This window comes from Amylibacter sp. SFDW26 (assembly GCF_009184395.1).
In the GTDB taxonomy this organism is placed as follows: domain Bacteria; phylum Pseudomonadota; class Alphaproteobacteria; order Rhodobacterales; family Rhodobacteraceae; genus Amylibacter.
The window spans coordinates 143,891-160,835 of sequence record NZ_WEIC01000004.1 but is presented as its reverse complement, the minus strand read 5'-3'; the positions used below and the strand labels follow the sequence as shown (position 1 = coordinate 160,835).

Annotated in this window: 17 protein-coding genes, 2 tRNA genes and 1 other RNA gene; 12 read left to right on the top strand and 8 right to left on the bottom strand. The window is 45.2% G+C overall.

Features of this window, described 5'->3' with window-relative positions; genetic code table 11:
- The first annotated feature begins 127 nt into the window (after positions 1 to 127).
- The gene (locus F9L33_RS12455; RefSeq protein ID WP_152143124.1) at positions 128 to 655 is read left to right on the top strand and encodes a DUF4142 domain-containing protein; all 528 of its coding nucleotides are present in this window, start codon (positions 128 to 130) and stop codon (positions 653 to 655) included.
- On the top strand, positions 655 to 996 hold the full coding sequence (locus F9L33_RS12450; protein ID WP_152143123.1) for a cupredoxin domain-containing protein: 342 nt from the start codon (positions 655 to 657) through the stop codon (positions 994 to 996). Before F9L33_RS12455 ends, F9L33_RS12450 begins: the two co-directional genes overlap by 1 nt.
- 41 nt (positions 997 to 1,037) lie before the next feature.
- Here F9L33_RS12450 and F9L33_RS12445 read toward each other — a convergent pair.
- A tRNA-Leu gene (locus F9L33_RS12445) sits at positions 1,038 to 1,121 on the bottom strand.
- A 153-nt stretch (positions 1,122 to 1,274) separates the two neighbouring features.
- Here F9L33_RS12445 and F9L33_RS12440 point away from each other — a divergent pair.
- Complete coding sequence (locus F9L33_RS12440) at positions 1,275 to 2,204, top strand: DMT family transporter (RefSeq protein ID WP_152143122.1); 930 nt, start codon at positions 1,275 to 1,277, stop codon at positions 2,202 to 2,204.
- Here the strand turns inward: F9L33_RS12440 and recR are convergent.
- From recR to F9L33_RS12425, 3 genes are read right to left on the bottom strand one after another with little or no spacing between them, the layout of a single operon-like run.
- Complete coding sequence (gene recR, locus F9L33_RS12435; protein ID WP_226804118.1) at positions 2,197 to 2,796, bottom strand: recombination mediator RecR; 600 nt, start codon at positions 2,794 to 2,796, stop codon at positions 2,197 to 2,199. The two genes, F9L33_RS12440 and recR, sit on opposite strands and share 8 nt — an antisense overlap.
- Before the next feature lie 21 nt (positions 2,797 to 2,817).
- Positions 2,818 to 3,162, bottom strand: coding sequence for a YbaB/EbfC family nucleoid-associated protein (locus tag F9L33_RS12430; RefSeq protein WP_152143121.1), 345 nt, complete (start codon positions 3,160 to 3,162; stop codon positions 2,818 to 2,820).
- A 12-nt stretch (positions 3,163 to 3,174) separates the two neighbouring features.
- Entirely contained in the window at positions 3,175 to 4,959 is a 1,785-nt protein-coding gene (locus tag F9L33_RS12425; protein ID WP_152143120.1) for a DNA polymerase III subunit gamma/tau, read from the bottom strand.
- A 429-nt stretch (positions 4,960 to 5,388) separates the two neighbouring features.
- Between F9L33_RS12425 and F9L33_RS12420 the strand changes: the two genes are divergently transcribed.
- Positions 5,389 to 5,967: a hypothetical protein gene (locus F9L33_RS12420; RefSeq protein ID WP_152143119.1), complete on the top strand. Its 579-nt coding sequence runs from the start codon at positions 5,389 to 5,391 to the stop codon at positions 5,965 to 5,967.
- Positions 5,968 to 6,080: 113 nt separating this feature from the next.
- On the opposite strand, the gene ffs is transcribed toward F9L33_RS12420, so the two are convergent.
- An RNA gene (gene ffs / locus F9L33_RS12415) (signal recognition particle sRNA small type) lies at positions 6,081 to 6,179 on the bottom strand.
- An 84-nt stretch (positions 6,180 to 6,263) separates the two neighbouring features.
- Between ffs and nudC the strand changes: the two genes are divergently transcribed.
- Positions 6,264 to 7,211 carry an NAD(+) diphosphatase gene (nudC, locus tag F9L33_RS12410; RefSeq protein ID WP_152143118.1) on the top strand — a complete coding sequence of 316 codons (948 nt, stop codon included), beginning with the start codon at positions 6,264 to 6,266 and terminating at the stop codon, positions 7,209 to 7,211.
- 30 nt (positions 7,212 to 7,241) lie between these two features.
- Positions 7,242 to 7,703, top strand: a complete 462-nt coding sequence (locus tag F9L33_RS12405) for an SRPBCC family protein (RefSeq protein WP_152143117.1) — start codon at positions 7,242 to 7,244, stop codon at positions 7,701 to 7,703.
- A 1-nt stretch (position 7,704) separates the two neighbouring features.
- Here F9L33_RS12405 and F9L33_RS12400 read toward each other — a convergent pair whose 3' ends face one another.
- Positions 7,705 to 8,553 (bottom strand): prephenate dehydratase, encoded by an 849-nt coding sequence (locus tag F9L33_RS12400; RefSeq protein ID WP_152143116.1) that lies wholly within the window; start codon positions 8,551 to 8,553, stop codon positions 7,705 to 7,707.
- A gap of 126 nt (positions 8,554 to 8,679) precedes the next feature.
- Here F9L33_RS12400 and F9L33_RS12395 point away from each other — a divergent pair, with 126 nt between their 5' ends.
- The 6 genes from F9L33_RS12395 (at position 8,680) to F9L33_RS12370 (ending at position 15,146) form a co-directional block, all read left to right on the top strand.
- Positions 8,680 to 9,201 carry a cytochrome c family protein gene (locus tag F9L33_RS12395; protein WP_152143115.1) on the top strand — a complete coding sequence of 174 codons (522 nt, stop codon included), beginning with the start codon at positions 8,680 to 8,682 and terminating at the stop codon, positions 9,199 to 9,201.
- Positions 9,202 to 9,346: 145 nt separating this feature from the next.
- A complete protein-coding gene (locus F9L33_RS12390) occupies positions 9,347 to 11,206 on the top strand; it encodes an extracellular solute-binding protein (protein ID WP_193222038.1) in 1,860 nt (619 codons plus the stop codon).
- Between the two features lie 8 nt (positions 11,207 to 11,214).
- The gene (locus F9L33_RS12385; RefSeq protein WP_152143113.1) at positions 11,215 to 12,297 is read left to right on the top strand and encodes a microcin C ABC transporter permease YejB; all 1,083 of its coding nucleotides are present in this window, start codon (positions 11,215 to 11,217) and stop codon (positions 12,295 to 12,297) included.
- Between the two features lie 2 nt (positions 12,298 to 12,299).
- Positions 12,300 to 13,406 carry an ABC transporter permease gene (locus F9L33_RS12380; protein ID WP_152143112.1) on the top strand — a complete coding sequence of 369 codons (1,107 nt, stop codon included), beginning with the start codon at positions 12,300 to 12,302 and terminating at the stop codon, positions 13,404 to 13,406.
- Positions 13,403 to 15,004: an ABC transporter ATP-binding protein gene (locus tag F9L33_RS12375; RefSeq protein WP_152143111.1), complete on the top strand. Its 1,602-nt coding sequence runs from the start codon at positions 13,403 to 13,405 to the stop codon at positions 15,002 to 15,004. The genes F9L33_RS12380 and F9L33_RS12375 overlap by 4 nt, the downstream gene beginning before the upstream one ends.
- Positions 15,005 to 15,069: 65 nt before the next feature.
- A tRNA-Arg gene (locus F9L33_RS12370) sits at positions 15,070 to 15,146 on the top strand.
- 80 nt (positions 15,147 to 15,226) lie between these two features.
- Here F9L33_RS12370 and F9L33_RS12365 read toward each other — a convergent pair.
- Together F9L33_RS12365 and F9L33_RS12360 are read right to left on the bottom strand one after the other, a co-directional pair.
- The gene (locus tag F9L33_RS12365; RefSeq protein WP_152143110.1) at positions 15,227 to 15,421 is read right to left on the bottom strand and encodes a hypothetical protein; all 195 of its coding nucleotides are present in this window, start codon (positions 15,419 to 15,421) and stop codon (positions 15,227 to 15,229) included.
- A gap of 84 nt (positions 15,422 to 15,505) precedes the next feature.
- On the bottom strand, positions 15,506 to 16,936 hold the full coding sequence (locus F9L33_RS12360; protein ID WP_152143109.1) for an NAD-dependent succinate-semialdehyde dehydrogenase: 1,431 nt from the start codon (positions 16,934 to 16,936) through the stop codon (positions 15,506 to 15,508).
- Between the last annotated feature and the right edge of the window lie 9 nt (positions 16,937 to 16,945).

Here is a 16,945-nt window from a genome sequence, read left to right as displayed (position 1 = left end):
GATTCTCTGTACGATCTAGCAATAATTATGAATGACTGACCATTATAAGGTTTTCATTCACATCCTAGCATGAGTGCTCGCATTGATACCGATTGATGCCTCGGAAACAAACCTTATGGAGCCTCAAATGAAACTTAAAATGACTTTACTCGCTGCCAGCCTGATCGTGTCTATGACAGGAACCGCCAAAGCAGATGATCCTTCAAAATTAAACGACTTAGAAATTGCCCATGTGGCTTATGTCGCAGATGTAATCGATATTCGTTATGCCCATCTTGCACTTGCTATATCTTCGAACCCAGACATCCATGAATTTGCTAAAACTATGATCCGTGATCATGAGGCTGTAAATGAACAAGCCTTGGCATTATTGGGTAAATTAAATGCGCAACCACAAGACAACTTCTTAAGTCAGTCATTGCAAAAAGGTGCCGAAGAACTGATCACCGAAATGAGCCAACTGCGCGGCGATGCTTTTGACAAACGTTATGCAGAAAACGAGCTGGCATATCATAAGGCCGTAAATAACTTGGTCGAAACGGCATTCATTCCAAACATCGAAAATGCCGAAGTCAAAAGCCTATTCGAAGCTGGCCTTGAAATTTTCAAAGCACATGAAAGCCATGCTGAAATGATGGTCAAAAAAGTCAACTGATGCAGCGACGTCACTTCTTACAAACATCTGTGGCAGCGCTTGCTGTCACGGGTTCATCATCGGCGATACATGCCACAACAAAAACACCAGCCCATCATGATATCACAATTAGTCGCTTCAAATTCGTACCTGACACATTGGATGTCCGCATCGGTGATACAATCACGTGGCTAAACAAAGATATCGCGCCCCATACAGCCACAGCCAATGACGACAGCTGGACAACAGATGAGTTGGGCAAAAAACAATCTCAAACTCTCACGATCACAACAGAGATGTCTGGCAAATATTACTGTGTGTATCATCCACACATGAAGGCCAAACTTATCATCACATCTTAAAAGAATAAGACGTCAGACAATCGCTTTCCATTCCTGAAAAGTGGTACCCGCGGCCGGACTCGAACCGGCACGGCTTTCGCCCAGAGATTTTAAGTCTCTTATGTCTACCATTCCATCACGCGGGCCTGCCTGACGTCGGCGCACATTCGCTTTTTCAGCAGCGATTGTAAATATTACAAATGCCATATTTTGAATTTTTTTATTGTACCAATTTTCACTTTCTCAGTTGCCATTCAAAAATCGCAAGCCTACCAATTATGGAAAGTGAGAAATAGCACATGCCAAGTCCACACAGCGCGCCAATAGAGGCCATAAGAACGCAAACACCGCAAACCGAAGAACGCGATAACCTTCGCGGTATTTTATGGATGATGGTGTCTGTCATTGGCGCAAGTGTTATGACCGTTATGGTACGGTTGGCCTCTGCAGATGTCAGCAGTATCGAAGTTGTGTTTTACCGCTCTATCATAGCAACCGCACTGGTTTGCACTGCATTGGTCCTAATATCACCGATGCGCAAACAGCTTTCATTCTCAAAGCCATATACGCATTTAATCCGTGGCATATTGGTAGCAGCAGCAACTCATTTTGGGTTCTACACCATCGCACATATTCCATTGGCCACGGCAACTGTATTGTTTTTCACCGCCCCTATCTTTGCAACAGTTCTTTCCATTTTCGTACATGGCGAAAGTATTGGCCCCCGCCGCATTGCAGCTATATTCGCAGGTTTTTTGGGGGCAGTGGTTGTTTTACGCCCAGGCTTTAGTGAATTAAGCTTTGGTATGCTCACAGCCATAGGCAGTTCAATTACCTTTGCATTAGCATTGGCAATGACCCGAGGCATTGCACAGGCAGATGGCCCGCTCAGCACATATTTATCCTCTGTCGTGATCACAGGGCTGGCAACTTTACCACTGATGTTCGATGGCTCAGGCATCCCAACAGAAAGCGCAACATGGATATTGTTGTTTGTTGTTGCTCTGATGAGCATGCTACGCGGTGTCGCTGATATATACGCCTATAGATACGGCGAAGCAGGTATTTTGGCACCAGCCGCATACACGCGCCTCGTGTTTATCGGCATCGCTGCTTATTTCATGTTTGGCGAAATCCCTGATTGGCCGACAGTTCTTGGTGCAACAATCATCATTGGCTCAACGCTTTATATCGCACGGCGCGAGGCAATGTTGAAAAAGGCTAAATAGATTTACGTGCAGCCAAAGCTGCCGAAATGGTCCCGTCGTCCAGATAGTCCAACTCGCCCCCAATCGGCACACCTTGCGCCAACAGGCTGATTTCAACATCCATATCTTCCAACTGATCCGCAATATAATGCGCCGTCGTTTGCCCATCGACAGTTGCGTTCAACGCCAAGATGACTTCGGTGATCTCTTCATCCTTAACCCGCTCAATCAAAAGCGGGATACGCAATTCTTCGGGACCAACCCCATCCAAGGCTGAAAGCGATCCACCCAAAACATGATAACGTCCCTTGAAAACAGAGGCGCGTTCCATAGCCCATAAATCCGACACATCTTCAACCACACAAATTTGGCGGTTCATCCGTTTGCCATTCGTGCAAATCTCGCACCGATCAGCCGTGCCGATATTCCCACACAACACACATTCACGCGCCGTTTGCGCCACCGAAAACAGCGCATCCGCCAATGGGTTCAGCAATATCGTACGTTTCTTAATCAAATGCAGAACAGCACGACGCGCCGACCTTGGGCCAAGCCCAGGAAGTTTAGCCATCAAAGCAATCAAATCGTCGATGTCTGAATTATTGCTGTTCACTGCTGCTCTGCCCGTATGATCTTAGAACGGCAATTCCATACCTGCAGGCAAATTCAAACCTTCAGTAATCTTTGCCATTTCCGCTTTTGCTGTCTCTGCCGCTTTGTCTTGGGCGTCTTTAATCGCCGCAACGATCAAATCTTCCACAACTTCTTTTTCACTTGGCACCATAATGGATGGATCAACATTCAAACGTTTCAACACGCCCTTAGCTGTCACCGTTGCCTCGACCAATCCAGCACCCGCATCACCTGTGACTTCGATCTGTTCCAATGCATCTTGGGCGTCTTTCATCTTGCCTTGCATTTCTTGCGCTTGTTTCATCAGCTTTGCCATATCGCCCAGCTGGCCCATTCCTTTTAGCATGTCATGCTCCTTTTAATCATCATCAAACGGGTCCCAATCATCATCGTCTTCGCCCGTATCTAAATATTCCACAGCTGCATCTGTTGCCGCATTTATGTCTTCTAATGTTTTCACATCGCGAATTTCGGCACCTGGAAACGCCAACAAAACCGCCTTCACCAAATCATGCTGCATCGCTTGACCTTGTAAATCATCACGGTGTGCCGCACGTTCCTCTGCCAATGTGGCCTTACCACCGTCAGACACAACAGTGACACCCCAGCGCACACCCGTCCATGCCATCAAACGGTTCGACAACCGCGTCGCCAAATCATTCGGTGCATCTTCTGTCGGCTGAAACTCTATCCGTCCTGGGGAATATTTCGCCAACCGCAGAAATGTTTCCACTTCAACCAAAAGCTTCATATCACGACGTGATTTGATCAGCTCAATCACATGGTTAAATTCCGTGTACCGCGCCAAAGCCACTTCCGCATTGGATTGCGGCGCTGCAACTTGCCCACCGCCTGCAACCATAGCCGTTGGTGCAGTCCCAACCGTACCAGACACAGAAACCGAAGCACCAGCAGCCTCAACACCACCACCCATAGGCGCACCAGCACCGCCGCCGCCACCCGTTGGTGGCACAGGTGGCATATCTTGCAGCTTACGCACCAATTCTTCGGGACTTGGCAGTTCTGCCACATGCGTCAAACGGATGATCGCCATTTCCGCTGCCATCATTGCATTGGGTGCCGCACCCACCTCTTCCAAGGCTTTCAGCAGCATCTGCCACATACGCGTCAACGACCGCATCGGCAAATCAATCGCCGCTTGTTTCCCACGTTCCCGCTCATCAGGTGCCACCGTCGGATCCTCTGCCGCATCGGGCGACAGCTTAATCACAGAAACCCAATGGGTAATCTCAGCCATATCGCGCAGCACAGCCATAGGGTCAGCGCCCTCGGCATATTGCGAAGACAGCTCATTCAACGCCCCCGCCGCATCACCGCGCATGATCATATCAAACAAGTCTAAAACACGCCCACGATCCGCCAAACCCAACATAGCCCGCACTTGATCAACCGAGGTTTCCCCTGCCCCATGCGCAATCGCTTGATCCAATAGGGATAACGCATCGCGCACAGAACCCTCTGCAGCACGGGTAATCAAGGCCAAAGCATCCTCAGCCACGGCAGCATTTTCCAGCCCAGCAATCTTTTGCAAATGCGCGATCATCACCTCTGGCTCGATACGGCGCAAATCAAACCGCTGACACCGCGACATCACCGTAACGGGAATTTTGCGAATTTCAGTCGTTGCAAAGATAAATTTCACATGCTCTGGCGGTTCTTCCAACGTTTTCAACAGCGCATTAAACGCACTGGTCGATAGCATGTGAACCTCATCAATGATGTAAATCTTGTATCTGGCAGAGGCCGCACGGTAATGCACACTGTCAATAATCTCACGAATATCGCCCACACCCGTTCGGCTGGCGGCATCCATTTCCATCACATCAACATGGCGCCCATCTGCAATGGAAACGCAGTTATCACAAACTCCACAAGGTGCAATCGTCGGCCCACCTGTCCCATCAGGCCCCACACAATTCATACCCTTGGCAATAATCCGCGCCGTCGTGGTTTTCCCCACACCGCGCACACCTGTCATCACAAACGCATGGGCAATCCGATCCGCCTCAAACGCATTTTGCAACGTCTGCACCATAGCATCCTGCCCAATCAAATCCTCAAAAGTCGCAGGACGGTATTTCCGCGCGAGGACTTGATAAGCGTTTTCAGATTCGTTGGACATTAAGTCGGTGCTCCCATGATCTTAAAGACATTACTCAGTGTTTGGGGGAAATGCTAGATTAAGATTGGGAGAATAGAGGGAAAGTTGAGGAGCTGTCAGAGACAGCATATTAAATCACTTCAAAACACAACAAAGAATTAATTCGCACAATTCAACTCCACTAAATAACGGGGAGCCTTAACCGTTGGAATATGTCATAAAATAGACTAATTCTTTAATGACAAACTGAAGTAAAAATAGTTTTCCAATTCATAATTTTGAAAGAATTCATTGATGACATTAAAGATATTAATACACTCCTACAGAATGCTTATTAATAATTTTCCAATAGTTTTACGTATCGCTTTGCTTCCTTGGTTGATTGTAACCTTTACACAATTTACATACAATTTCCTCCAACACGGGAGAATAATTCCAACGAGTCTTCAAATGGAAGACATAGAGGGCATACAATTCTTAATACCAATTATTATTGAGGCACTTTTCTTTTTGTGGGTATTGATAGGGTGGCATCGGTTCATTTTACTTCAAGAACAACCGAATGCATTTTTTCCTAAATGGCATGGCGGTAGAATATTAAGTTATGTTGGGAAAAGTATAATAATCACACTTATTGTAGGTCTACCGATCACGCTGATTATAATCCTGTTTTTTGCACTGAATTATGATGGAAGCGATGCATATGATATGCCAGTCATAATACTATTCTGTGTAATTTTCTCTTACTATTCTTTTCGTTTGGGCCTTGTTCTTCCTGCAACAGCAATAGGTAGCTCCATTCCATTAGGAGTTTCCTGGAATAGTACTGCAGAAATATCGCGCTCACTTTGGCTGTTAAGCATTATTTTCATTGTACCTTTTATGACATTACAAGAATTGAATTGGGCTTATTTTGACACAATTCTAACAGGTGTCTGCATTCATATTTTATATGGCTTATGGTCGATAATAGGCACAAGTATTCTTACCACACTCTATGATCATTTGGTTGATGGTCATGAACTTTAGATCGAACTAATAATGTTTCAAACCAATAAAAATCTATGTTAATTTAATGATATCAAATACTTAAACCAACGTCCCAATTGGGACATTTCCAAAACAACGTCGATACCTATGGAAAGTGAGAGGCTGGACAACGACCCAAACGGGACTCGTTACGGCTGCTTCCTTCCGGACCTGACCGGGTTGGCGAGGCGCTCGCCCGCGCCAACCTCTCGATACCCTATTTATAGGCTTCTATTCTAAGCTTCAAGATGCTCTAACATAAAAAATACGACAGCAAGCCAAGCAGGATTTTAGCGATGCGAAACGCAGAAACGGTGACCTTTGGGGCCTCAACCCTTGATCGCGCCGCACATTTACGAAAATCAGCGGATAAATTGGCTAAAGATCCAACAGCCCAAGCCATCGTCATGTGGCGCGGCAAACCTTTGATCGAAACAAAAACAGTCAAAGTCGCGCATTTCCCGATGTCCCATCCGATTCTCAAGAACCCTGACGCGCGCATATTCTTGGGCTTGGGCGAAAATGGCCCCGTTTTTGCCTATGATATCTCATCATGGGAACCTGATGCTGACCCAGATGACGTGTCATTCATAGACCAAACACTTCAAAATCACCCAGACGCACCAGATATCTGCGCCTTCCAAGAAACACGTGCAATCATGGCATTATTATCGCGTGATGGTGCAGAGTTAGTTGCCGCTGCAAAAGGCATTTTAAGTTGGCATGAAAGTCATAAGTTTTGTGCGAAATGCGGCGCGCCCTCTGATATGACCGAAGCTGGCTGGCAACGGAATTGCGGCACATGTAGTGCTTCCCATTTCCCCAGAACAGACCCATGTGTCATTATGTTGATCACCCATGGTAATAAAGTACTGCTGGGTCGCTCCCCACACTGGCCGGAAAAGATGTATTCGCTTTTGGCAGGCTTTATGGAACCAGGTGAAACAATAGAAGCAGCCGTGCGCCGCGAAGTGATTGAGGAAAGTGGAATAGAAGTTGGAACCGTTGGCTATATGACCAGCCAGCCATGGCCTTTTCCATCGTCCCTGATGATCGGTTGTGAAGGAATTGCAGCCACAACAGAGATCAAATTAGATGAAAATGAATTGGAAGATGCCCTTTGGGCCACCAAGGAAGACCTTATAGAGAGTCTCTGCGGCAACAGTGATGATATTCTTCCTGCAAGAAAGGGCTCTATTGCACAATTTTTAATAGAAAATTGGCTAAAAGACAGTATATCGTAACGAAAATAACAATAAAACCGCAGGCCAAAGATGAATTTCACCAGTAAACAAGATATTATTGCACCCGCAGAGCACGTTTTCCTTCAGTTGGCAGACTTTGATTTCTACGAATCTTATGCAATGCGTTTAGGTGCACAGGTAGAACGCATCGACAACTACGAGCATCCGCAACCTGGTATGTGCTGGAATATTTCCGGAGTTTTACGCGGCAAAGCCCGTAATGTTGAGTTAACACTTGATAGCTACAATCCAGTGGAAAGCTTATCATATCTCTGCGTGTCAAATTCTTTAGACGCAATCGTTGGCTTTACCGTGATCCCTTTAAGTAAAAAAGAAACGCGCCTAAAAGCATCCATTGATATACAGGCAAAAGGCTTATCTGCACGTGTCGCCTTGCAATCTGCACGGCTTGCAAAAAAGACGCTTGATCGCAAATTCGATGGTCGTATACATGATTTTGCCAAAAAGATCGAAGATAAATACTACGTCTAAACTATGCCGTTTGGCGGAAGATATCTGTTTTATAAACCCCCAGAATATCCAGATGCGTCGTGAAATATTCAAGTTCTTCTAACGCGCGTTTTAGGGCTGGATCTTCTGGGTGACCAATTACATCAGCATAAAATTGTGTCGCAGTAAAAGAGCCGTTGATCATATAACTCTCCAATTTAACCATATTTAAGCCGTTCGTGGCAAAACCGCCCATGGCTTTATATAAAGCAGCAGGGATATTCCGAACCTGAAAAACAAAAGTCGTCAGATATTCATCTTCACCATTTTCGGGTAGATCTTTTTCTGGCGACATGACCAAAAAACGCGTCGTATTATGCTGATTATCTTCGATATGATGGGCAAGCACGTCTAAGCCATAGATTTCCGCCGCCAAAGGTGATGCAAGAGCTCCCATAGATAGATCATCGTTTTCTGCAACAGCTTGGGCTGAACCTGCAGTATCAGGTCCCGCAACTGGCGCAATATCGTGCTGTTTTAGAAACTTACGACACTGCCCCAGTAAAACAGTATGGCTCATAGCCGATTTGACTTGTTCTAATTCCGCACCTTTTTTAGCCATCAAATCAATATGCACTCTTACAAAGTGTTCACCCACAATGTGCAAACCTGATTCTGGTAGCAAACTATGGATATCGGCAACACGCCCATATGTAGAGTTTTCCACTGGCAACATAGCAACATCAGCCTTGCCATTCTTAACCGCAGCAATAGCACCTTCGAAAGTATTACAGGCAATTGCCTGTGCTTCTGGAAAGGCTTCGGTGCACGCTTGGTGTGAATAAGCACCCATGACACCTTGGAATGCTACTTTTTTAGGGGATATATTCATCTTGTTTCCTGCCAGAATGGGCGTTTCGTCGCGGTTCTTTACCTTGAAAGCATTTATAGGAACGCTTAGAAGGTTGCAAATGAATCAGCGATTTCTAAAAATTCGTGCAACGAAGGTGAATAAGCCATGGATACAATGAACATAACCAAAATAGTCGGCGGCCTATGTGGAGCCTTATTAATCTACCTGATGATCCACTGGGGCGCAGAAACATTGTACCACACAGGTGGTGGTCACGGTGCACACGGTGAAGAACACGCACAAGGTTACAAAATCGAAGTTGCAGACACAACTGCCACAGGTGATCCAGCCGATGGTCCATCATTTGAAGAATTACTTGCATCAGCTGATGTCGCTAAAGGCAAAAAAGTATTTTCAAAGTGTAAAGCTTGTCACAAACTAGATGACGGTGCGAATGGCACAGGCCCACACCTGTTTAACATTGTTGACCGTGAAATCGGTAAGACCGCTGGCTTTAGCTACTCGGGTGGCATGTCTGGTATTGGTGGAATTTGGGATATTGCGACACTGAACGCATTCATCAAAAAACCAAAAGAACTGATCGCAGACACAAAAATGAGTTTTGGCGGTTTGAAAAAAGATGCTGATCGTGCAAACTTGATCGCATATTTACAAACAATCAAATAATCGACACCGCATATTTTATAAAAAGCCGCTCTTTTGGGCGGCTTTTTTATTGGAAACATTTCAATATCATCACGGAAAAGCTAATTGCTGTTTACCTATGTCTTATTTTACCTACATATTAAGGGAAATTTGCAAGGTAGAAGACATGAAAAAGACCGTACAACTGATTATTACATTCCTAAGTGCACTTTGGTTCATACAATCCCCTGCTCTTAGCGAAGAAACAATCATAAAATCCCACGGTGTTTCAACCTATGGCGATTTGAAATACGGTCCAGACTTCAAACACCTCGATTATGTAAATCCTAATGCACCTAAAGGGGGGACATATACAACCCCTGCCTTAGGTACTTTTGATTCAATGCACCCCTATACGATTAAAGGTAAAGGTGGGCATATTACGATCGTTTTCTTTGAAGATTTGATGACTTCTGTTGCTGATGACCCCGATGCTCTTTACGGCCTTTTGGCAGAAACAATCGAATACCCAGAAAGCCGTCAGTGGGCGATCTTTAATTTGCGCCCAGAAGCCCGTTTTTCAGACGGGAGTGAAGTGACCGCTGATGATATTGTATTCACATTTAATATCTTACTTGAAAAAGGCATTCCGTCCCTTCGAAAAGTTTTCGCAGATATTATTAAAGTAGAAGCCCTCGAAAAACATCGCGTAAAATTCACATTTCGCGAAGGTGCTGCAACAAGAGGTTTGCCAAAACTCGCGGCTAGTATGCCTGCATTTTCCAGAAAACATTGGGAAGGAAAAGATTTTTCAGAATCAACTTTAGTTCCTGGCCTTGGCTCTGGCCCATATGTTTTAGACAAAATCGATGTAGGTCGCTCAATTGTTCTAAAGCGTGATCCAAATTATTGGGGCAAGGATTTGCCTATTAATAAAGGCCGCAACAATTTCGATTATATACGCGAAGAATATTATGGTGATGCCAACGCAGCATTCGAGGCCTTTAAAGCAGGTACCATATTATCTCGCGTTGAAGGTGAATCACAAAAGTGGGCGACTGGCTATAACTTTCCCGCAGTTGAAAAAGGCTGGGTCAAACGCGAAGAGATACCTGACGGTGCCCTTCCTGTTTCTTCGGGATTCTACTTCAATCTACGTAAAGAAAAATTCAAGGACATTCGTGTCCGCAAAGCTGTTAGTGAAATGTTCAACTTTGAATGGTCAAACAACACATTATTTCACGGCTATTACAATCGATTAGATTCTTTTTGGGAGAACAGTGCATTAGAAGCTACTGATTTACCCTCTGCAGAAGAAATCGCAATTCTAGAACCATACAAAGAGTATTTCCCTAACACACTTTTATCAGAGCCTGCTGTAATACAACCCGTTTCCGGCAAGCGCCAGATTGACCGCAAACGTCTACGGACAGCAAACAAGCTATTGGATGAAGCTGGCTGGCAATTGGAAAATGGCATTCGTGTAAAGAATGGCGAGCAATTGACTATTGAGTTCATGTTGGCGAGCGACATAGCAGAACGTTTTATCAATCCATATATTGAGAACCTTCGCAAAATCGGGATCAAAGCAGCCGTTAAAACAATCGACGTTACGCAATTTGTGGAGCGGCGGAACAAACATGACTACGACATCCTAACGACACGACATGAGACATCCCTTGTCCCTGATGTTAGTCTATATCAATGGTTTGGATCTGGAAGTGCTGATGTACCATCTCGTAATTTCACTGGCATTAAAAATCCTGGTGTTGATGCTTTGATCGACAAGGCGCTTGCAGCAAAAAACCACGAAGAGATGACAATCACAATCAAGGCATTAGATCGTGGATTACGTTCATTACATATAATGGTACCACGTTGGTATAATGCAAACCACTGGGTTGCATATTGGGATGTATACGGGCGTCCAGAAACGATTCCACCTTATGCATTGGGGTTTTCAGATTTTTGGTGGTGGGATCAGGAAAAAGCAGATAAACTTAAGGCCGCAGGTGCACGCATAAACATAAACAGAAGCGGCGAGTAAACACATATATGGGTTCTTATATCCTAAGACGGCTAATGCTGATGATCCCAACATTACTTGGGATCATGATCATCAACTTTGCGCTCATACAATTTGTGCCAGGTGGTCCAATTGAAACTATTCTTGCACAAGTTGAAAATGAAGCAGGCGCAACAGATCGTATTTCTGGCGGCGGATCTGAAACATCCAGCCCTGCGGGTAATTCAGATCAGTACCAAGGCAGCCGTGGTCTGCCCGAAGAATATATTAAGGAACTAGAGAAACAATTTGGCTTTGATAAGCCTGCCCATGAGCGTTTTATCAATATGATGCTTGGGTATTTGCAATTCGACTTTGGTGAAAGTTATTTCAGATCAATCACCGTAATCGACCTCGTTCTTGAAAAACTACCCGTATCGGTCACACTCGGCTTATGGTCTACATTACTCGCTTATCTCATATCTATCCCGCTTGGCATCCGTAAAGCTGTCCATGACGGCAGTAAATTCGACACATGGTCATCGGGTATCATCATTGCAGCTTATGCCGTTCCGGGCTTTCTATTTGCGATTATGTTAATGGTTCTATTTGCAGGTGGTTCGTATTGGAAAATATTCCCACTACGTGGACTAACATCTGATGGTTTCGACAATCTCACATTCCTTGGACAGCTCAAAGATTACCTTTGGCATATTGTATTGCCAGTCACAGCCGCAACAATCGGTGCATTTGCAACCCTTACATTATTGACCAAAAACTCATTCCTAGATGAGATTAACAAACAATATGTTACTACGGCGCGTGCCAAAGGGTTAGCGGAAAACAAAGTCTTTTATGGCCACGTGTTTCGAAATGCTATGTTGATTGTTATCGCTGGTTTCCCTGGCGCTTTTATCGGGGTTTTCTTTGGCGCGTCCCTGATTATCGAAATCGTATTCTCATTAGATGGCTTGGGCCGCTTAGGGTTTGAAGCCGCCGTAAATCGCGATTACCCTGTGTTCTTCGGCACACTCTATATCTTTGGCTTAATGTCACTCGTTGTCGGATTAATCTCTGATTTGATGTACGTTTGGATTGATCCCCGCATCGACTTTGAAAGTAGGGAGACATAAGCATGTTCAACTCCCCACTTACAAAACGCAGGTTTGCTAATTTCAAAGCCAATCGCCGCGCCTATTGGTCATTAATAATCTTTAGCGTTCTCTTTGTTATTTGTGCTTTCGCAGAACTCGTTGCAAACGACAAACCTCTTTTGGTCAGCTATAAAGGCGATTTCTACACTCCAGCTTTTAGTTTTTACACAGAAACAGATTTTGGCGGTGAGTTTGAAACAGAGGCAGAGTACCCCTCACCCGAGGTTCAGTGTTTAATAAAATCAGGTGGATTAGAGGCTTGTTTAGATGACCCAGAAAGCGTAGCCGAGGATATATTAGATGGAACGTTCGAGGACCAACCTATAGAAAAAGGATGGTTAATTTGGGCTCCAATCCCCTATAGTTTCAACACCATCAACTATGATGTTCAAACAGCCCCATCAGCACCAGACAGCAACCATTTACTGGGCACGGACGACCAAACACGCGATGTTCTTGCACGCATAATATACGGCTTTCGTATATCTATCGTCTTCGCAATGATTGTCGTTATCACGTCTTCAATACTCGGTATTATGGCAGGTGCAGCTCAAGGCTATTTTGGCGGATTAACCGACCTGCTGTTCCAACGCTTTGTAGAAATTTGGTCCAGTATGCCTATGCTGTATGTCATCATTATTTTGGCAGCTATTTTGAAAATGAATTTCTTCATTCTTACCTTGATTGTTATTCTATTCGGGTGGACAGGGTTAGTCGGTCTGGTACGTGCAGAATTCCTACGTGCAAGAAATTTCGAATATGTTCGTGCAGCTCGTGCTATGGGTGTTCCAGATTGGAAAATTATGCTGCGCCACTTGTTACCAAATGCAATGATCGCAACCTTAACCTTTCTACCATTTGCAGTCACAGGTGCCATCGGCACATTAACCTCCCTAGATTTCTTAGGCTTTGGATTACCACCATCTTATCCATCATTGGGTGAATTATCCTTACAAGCAAAGAACAACCTCCAAGCACCTTGGCTGGCTTTTGCAGCCTTCCTTACCATTTCCGTCATGCTATCCCTTCTGGTGTTTATCTTTGAAGGTCTACGCGATGCTTTTGATCCAAGAAAGACATTCAAATGACCGAAAAAGTATTGGAAATATCCAACCTATGTATTGAGTTTGGCAATGGCAAAGACGCGGTCAAAAATGTTAGCTTTCATGTGAGCGCAGGTGAAACAGTGGCCCTTGTTGGTGAAAGCGGGTCAGGTAAATCCATAACCGCACTTTCAACGGTAGATCTATTACCAAGCAGTGCACGCAAATCTGGATCAATCACATATCGCGGGACGGAAATGGTTGGCGCAGACGCAACGACATTGCAACGTGTCCGTGGCAATGACATTAGTTTTATCTTTCAAGAACCAATGACATCTTTAAACCCGCTTCACACGATTGAGCGGCAATTGGGTGAAAGTCTCGCCCTACATCAGGGCGTAAGAGGTAAAGAGGCTCGTCCCCGCATTTTAGAGCTATTGCATAAGGTGGGTATTCGCGATCCAGAAACACGATTAAACGATTACCCACACACATTATCAGGCGGCCAGCGTCAACGCGTGATGATTGCTATGGCACTTGCCAATGGCCCAGACCTGTTAATTGCAGATGAACCGACCACAGCACTAGATGTAACAATCCAAGCGCAAATTTTGGACCTGCTGGCTGAGGTGCAAAAGGCCGAAGGAATGGGCATGTTGTTTATCACCCATGATTTAGGCGTTGTACGTAAAATCGCAGATCGTGTTTGCGTGATGCAAAACGGTGAAATTGTTGAAACAGGCCCAACACATAGCATTTTTGACAACCCGCAGCACGAGTACACCAAAATGCTGCTCTCGGCAGAACCTTCAGGAATTCCCGAAGCAGCCGCAGAGAATGCGCAAGAAATCGTAAGTACAAAAAACCTGCGCGTCTGGTTTCCAATTAAACGTGGCCTCATGCGCAGAACAGCTGGTCATGTCAAGGCTGTGAATGATGCAAGCTTTACAATTCGCGCAGGCGAGACCTTAGGTATTGTCGGCGAAAGTGGTTCGGGTAAAACCACATTAGCTCTTGCTGTAATGCGCTTAATCTCCTCCAAAGGATCCATCTTGTTTTTAGGCAAGAACATTGATGGCTTGAAATCAAAAGCAATCCGTCCCCTACGACGCGACATGCAAATGGTTTTCCAAGACCCTTATGGATCACTCAGCCCACGCATGACAGTAGAACAGATCGTTTCCGAAGGGCTTGGCGTTCATGGTTTGGAGCCAGGCCAAGACAGTCGCCAATTGGTCAAAGATATCCTTGTAGAAGTCGGCTTAGAAGCCGAAATGATTGATCGTTACCCACATGAATTTTCGGGCGGCCAACGCCAACGCATCGCAATTGCACGCGCCATGATCTTAAAGCCTAAGCTAGTAGTTTTGGATGAACCAACATCCGCATTAGATATGACTGTCCAAGTTCAAATTGTAGAACTCTTGCGCGACTTACAACAAAAATACGGTCTTGCTTACCTCTTCATCAGTCACGACCTTAAAGTGGTTCGCGCATTAAGCCATAAAGTGATTGTAATGCGCCAAGGTGATGTTGTGGAAATCGGTCGTGGTGAAGATATATTTAATAATCCAACGACAGAATATACACGTGCATTGATCGCAGCCGCAATCGATTTGAAAGCAAAATCTGGAACTACGTAATTGTTTGCAATATTGTGATTTGCCACTTGCAAAGCTTCGCAAAGCAGACTAAATCCCACCCTCACGGACCGATAGCTCAGCTGGATAGAGTACCTGACTACGAATCAGGGGGTCGGGGGTTCGAATCCTCCTCGGTCCGCCATCACCCCTACCAGATATTTCGTAATGCGTTCATTGCTCACAAGTTTCGAAACATAGTGCCTACTTTACGCAACACGGCTTCTACAGATAAGTTTCTTCTCGTGCTTTGCCCAAGGAAAATATGCCATTTTTCGTATTGTTATCAAGTTTATACAAACCGCTTGCCCGACAGTAAGATGACCACTGAATAAAATTATTCTCATCAGCTTTACGTGCAACAGTTTGGACGCCAACATCATCTGTTTCAGCAATACCGACAGCAACATAAACCAACATTCATTCACGAGGCCCAGCAGTATCAGGAAGCGTACTACTGGGCCTACATTCCGCCGTGGGAGATTACGGCGGCGTTATTAATATCTACAGCCCAGCCATAAGCATGTATTTGATTTCAGTAAATTCATCCATTCCATGTGATGATCCCTCACGCCCAATACCAGATTCTTTTACACCGCCAAATGGGGCAACTTCTGTTGAAAGCATCCCGCTGTTGATCGCGACCATCCCATATTCAAGCTGTTCCGCAACACGCCAAACACGCCCAATATCACGGGAATAGAAATAAGCCGCTAAGCCAAACTCTGTGTCATTCGCCATAGCAATAACTTCGTTATCGGCCTTAAACCTGAAGAGTGGTGCAATAGGACCAAAGGTCTCTTCTTTTGCAATAACCATAGACTGTGTTACATCCCGAAGCACTGTAGGTTGGAAGAAGGTACCCCCCATTTCATGCCGCTGCCCGCCTTCAATAGTAGAAGCACCTTTAGAAACTGCATCGGCAATATGCTCTTCTACTTTTTGCACGGCATTTTCTGTGATCAAAGGGCCTTGTGTCGTCGCCGCATCCTGTCCATTACCAACCTTCAAAGCCCTAACTGCGGTTGCAAGTTTTTCTGCAAAAGCATCATAGACAGCATCATGTACATAAATACGATTAGCACAAACACATGTTTGTCCTGCATTGCGGAACTTCGAAGCCATTGCCCCAACCACAGCGGCATCAAGATCGGCATCATCAAACACGATAAAAGGAGCATTGCCACCAAGCTCAAGGCCAAGTTTCTTCACAGTAGATGCACATTGTTGCATCAATAGTTTCCCTACAGGTGTAGATCCTGTGAATGTTAGTGTCCGTACATCTGGGCTATCACACAGAGCTTTGCCTATTTCTTTTGAATCCCCTGTAATCACATTCAAGACACCATCAGGAAGCCCTGCTTTTTGCCCTAACTGCGCCAAGGCGAATGCAGTCAATGGCGTTTCCATTGCTGGTTTTACGACGCAAGTACAACCTGCTGCCAAAGCTGGCCCGACTTTACGGGTAATCATAGCTGCTGGAAAATTCCAAGGCGTTATAGCCGCAACAACACCAATGGGCTGGCGCGTAACTATAATACGTCCGTCTTGAATATGAGACGGTATAGTTTCCCCATATATACGTTTTGCTTCTTCCGCATAAAACTCAATAAAGGAAGCTGCATAAAGGATTTCCCCTTTGGCTTCGGCCAAGGGTTTCCCCTGTTCTGAGGTCAAAATATGCGCAAGCTCATCCGCATGTTCAACAAGCAGATCATACCAACGCCGCAGTATCTGAGATCGCTCTTTAGCAAGGGTTTTTGACCATGATCCAAAAGCAACCTTCGCAACCGCAATCGCCTCATTCGTTTCATCAAAGCCAAAGTTTGGCACCTTGGCAAGCTCCTGATCTGTCGCAGGGTTGGTAACAGCAATACTGCCATTCCCAACCCAAGCACCATTCACAAAACATTGCGTTCGTATGGGGTTCGTCATTATTCATTC

Bases quoted from the DNA above. Each gene is read 5' to 3' on its own strand.
- F9L33_RS12455 (WP_152143124.1), top strand. From the start codon at position 128: ATGAAACTTAAAATGACTTTACTCGCTGCCAGCCTGATCGTGTCTATG.
- F9L33_RS12395 (WP_152143115.1), top strand. From the start codon at position 8,680: ATGGATACAATGAACATAACCAAAATAGTCGGCGGCCTATGTGGAGCC.
- F9L33_RS12400 (WP_152143116.1), bottom strand. From the start codon at position 8,553: ATGAATATATCCCCTAAAAAAGTAGCATTCCAAGGTGTCATGGGTGCT.
- F9L33_RS12385 (WP_152143113.1), top strand. From the start codon at position 11,215: ATGGGTTCTTATATCCTAAGACGGCTAATGCTGATGATCCCAACATTA.
- F9L33_RS12450 (WP_152143123.1), top strand. From the start codon at position 655: ATGCAGCGACGTCACTTCTTACAAACATCTGTGGCAGCGCTTGCTGTC.
- F9L33_RS12360 (WP_152143109.1), bottom strand. From the start codon at position 16,936: ATGACGAACCCCATACGAACGCAATGTTTTGTGAATGGTGCTTGGGTT.
- F9L33_RS12390 (WP_193222038.1), top strand. From the start codon at position 9,347: ATGAAAAAGACCGTACAACTGATTATTACATTCCTAAGTGCACTTTGG.
- F9L33_RS12405 (WP_152143117.1), top strand. From the start codon at position 7,242: ATGAATTTCACCAGTAAACAAGATATTATTGCACCCGCAGAGCACGTT.
- nudC (WP_152143118.1), top strand. From the start codon at position 6,264: ATGCGAAACGCAGAAACGGTGACCTTTGGGGCCTCAACCCTTGATCGC.
- F9L33_RS12440 (WP_152143122.1), top strand. From the start codon at position 1,275: ATGCCAAGTCCACACAGCGCGCCAATAGAGGCCATAAGAACGCAAACA.
- F9L33_RS12365 (WP_152143110.1), bottom strand. From the start codon at position 15,421: ATGTTGGTTTATGTTGCTGTCGGTATTGCTGAAACAGATGATGTTGGC.
- F9L33_RS12375 (WP_152143111.1), top strand. From the start codon at position 13,403: ATGACCGAAAAAGTATTGGAAATATCCAACCTATGTATTGAGTTTGGC.
- F9L33_RS12425 (WP_152143120.1), bottom strand. From the start codon at position 4,959: ATGTCCAACGAATCTGAAAACGCTTATCAAGTCCTCGCGCGGAAATAC.
- F9L33_RS12420 (WP_152143119.1), top strand. From the start codon at position 5,389: ATGGAAGACATAGAGGGCATACAATTCTTAATACCAATTATTATTGAG.
- F9L33_RS12380 (WP_152143112.1), top strand. From the start codon at position 12,300: ATGTTCAACTCCCCACTTACAAAACGCAGGTTTGCTAATTTCAAAGCC.
- F9L33_RS12430 (WP_152143121.1), bottom strand. From the start codon at position 3,162: ATGCTAAAAGGAATGGGCCAGCTGGGCGATATGGCAAAGCTGATGAAA.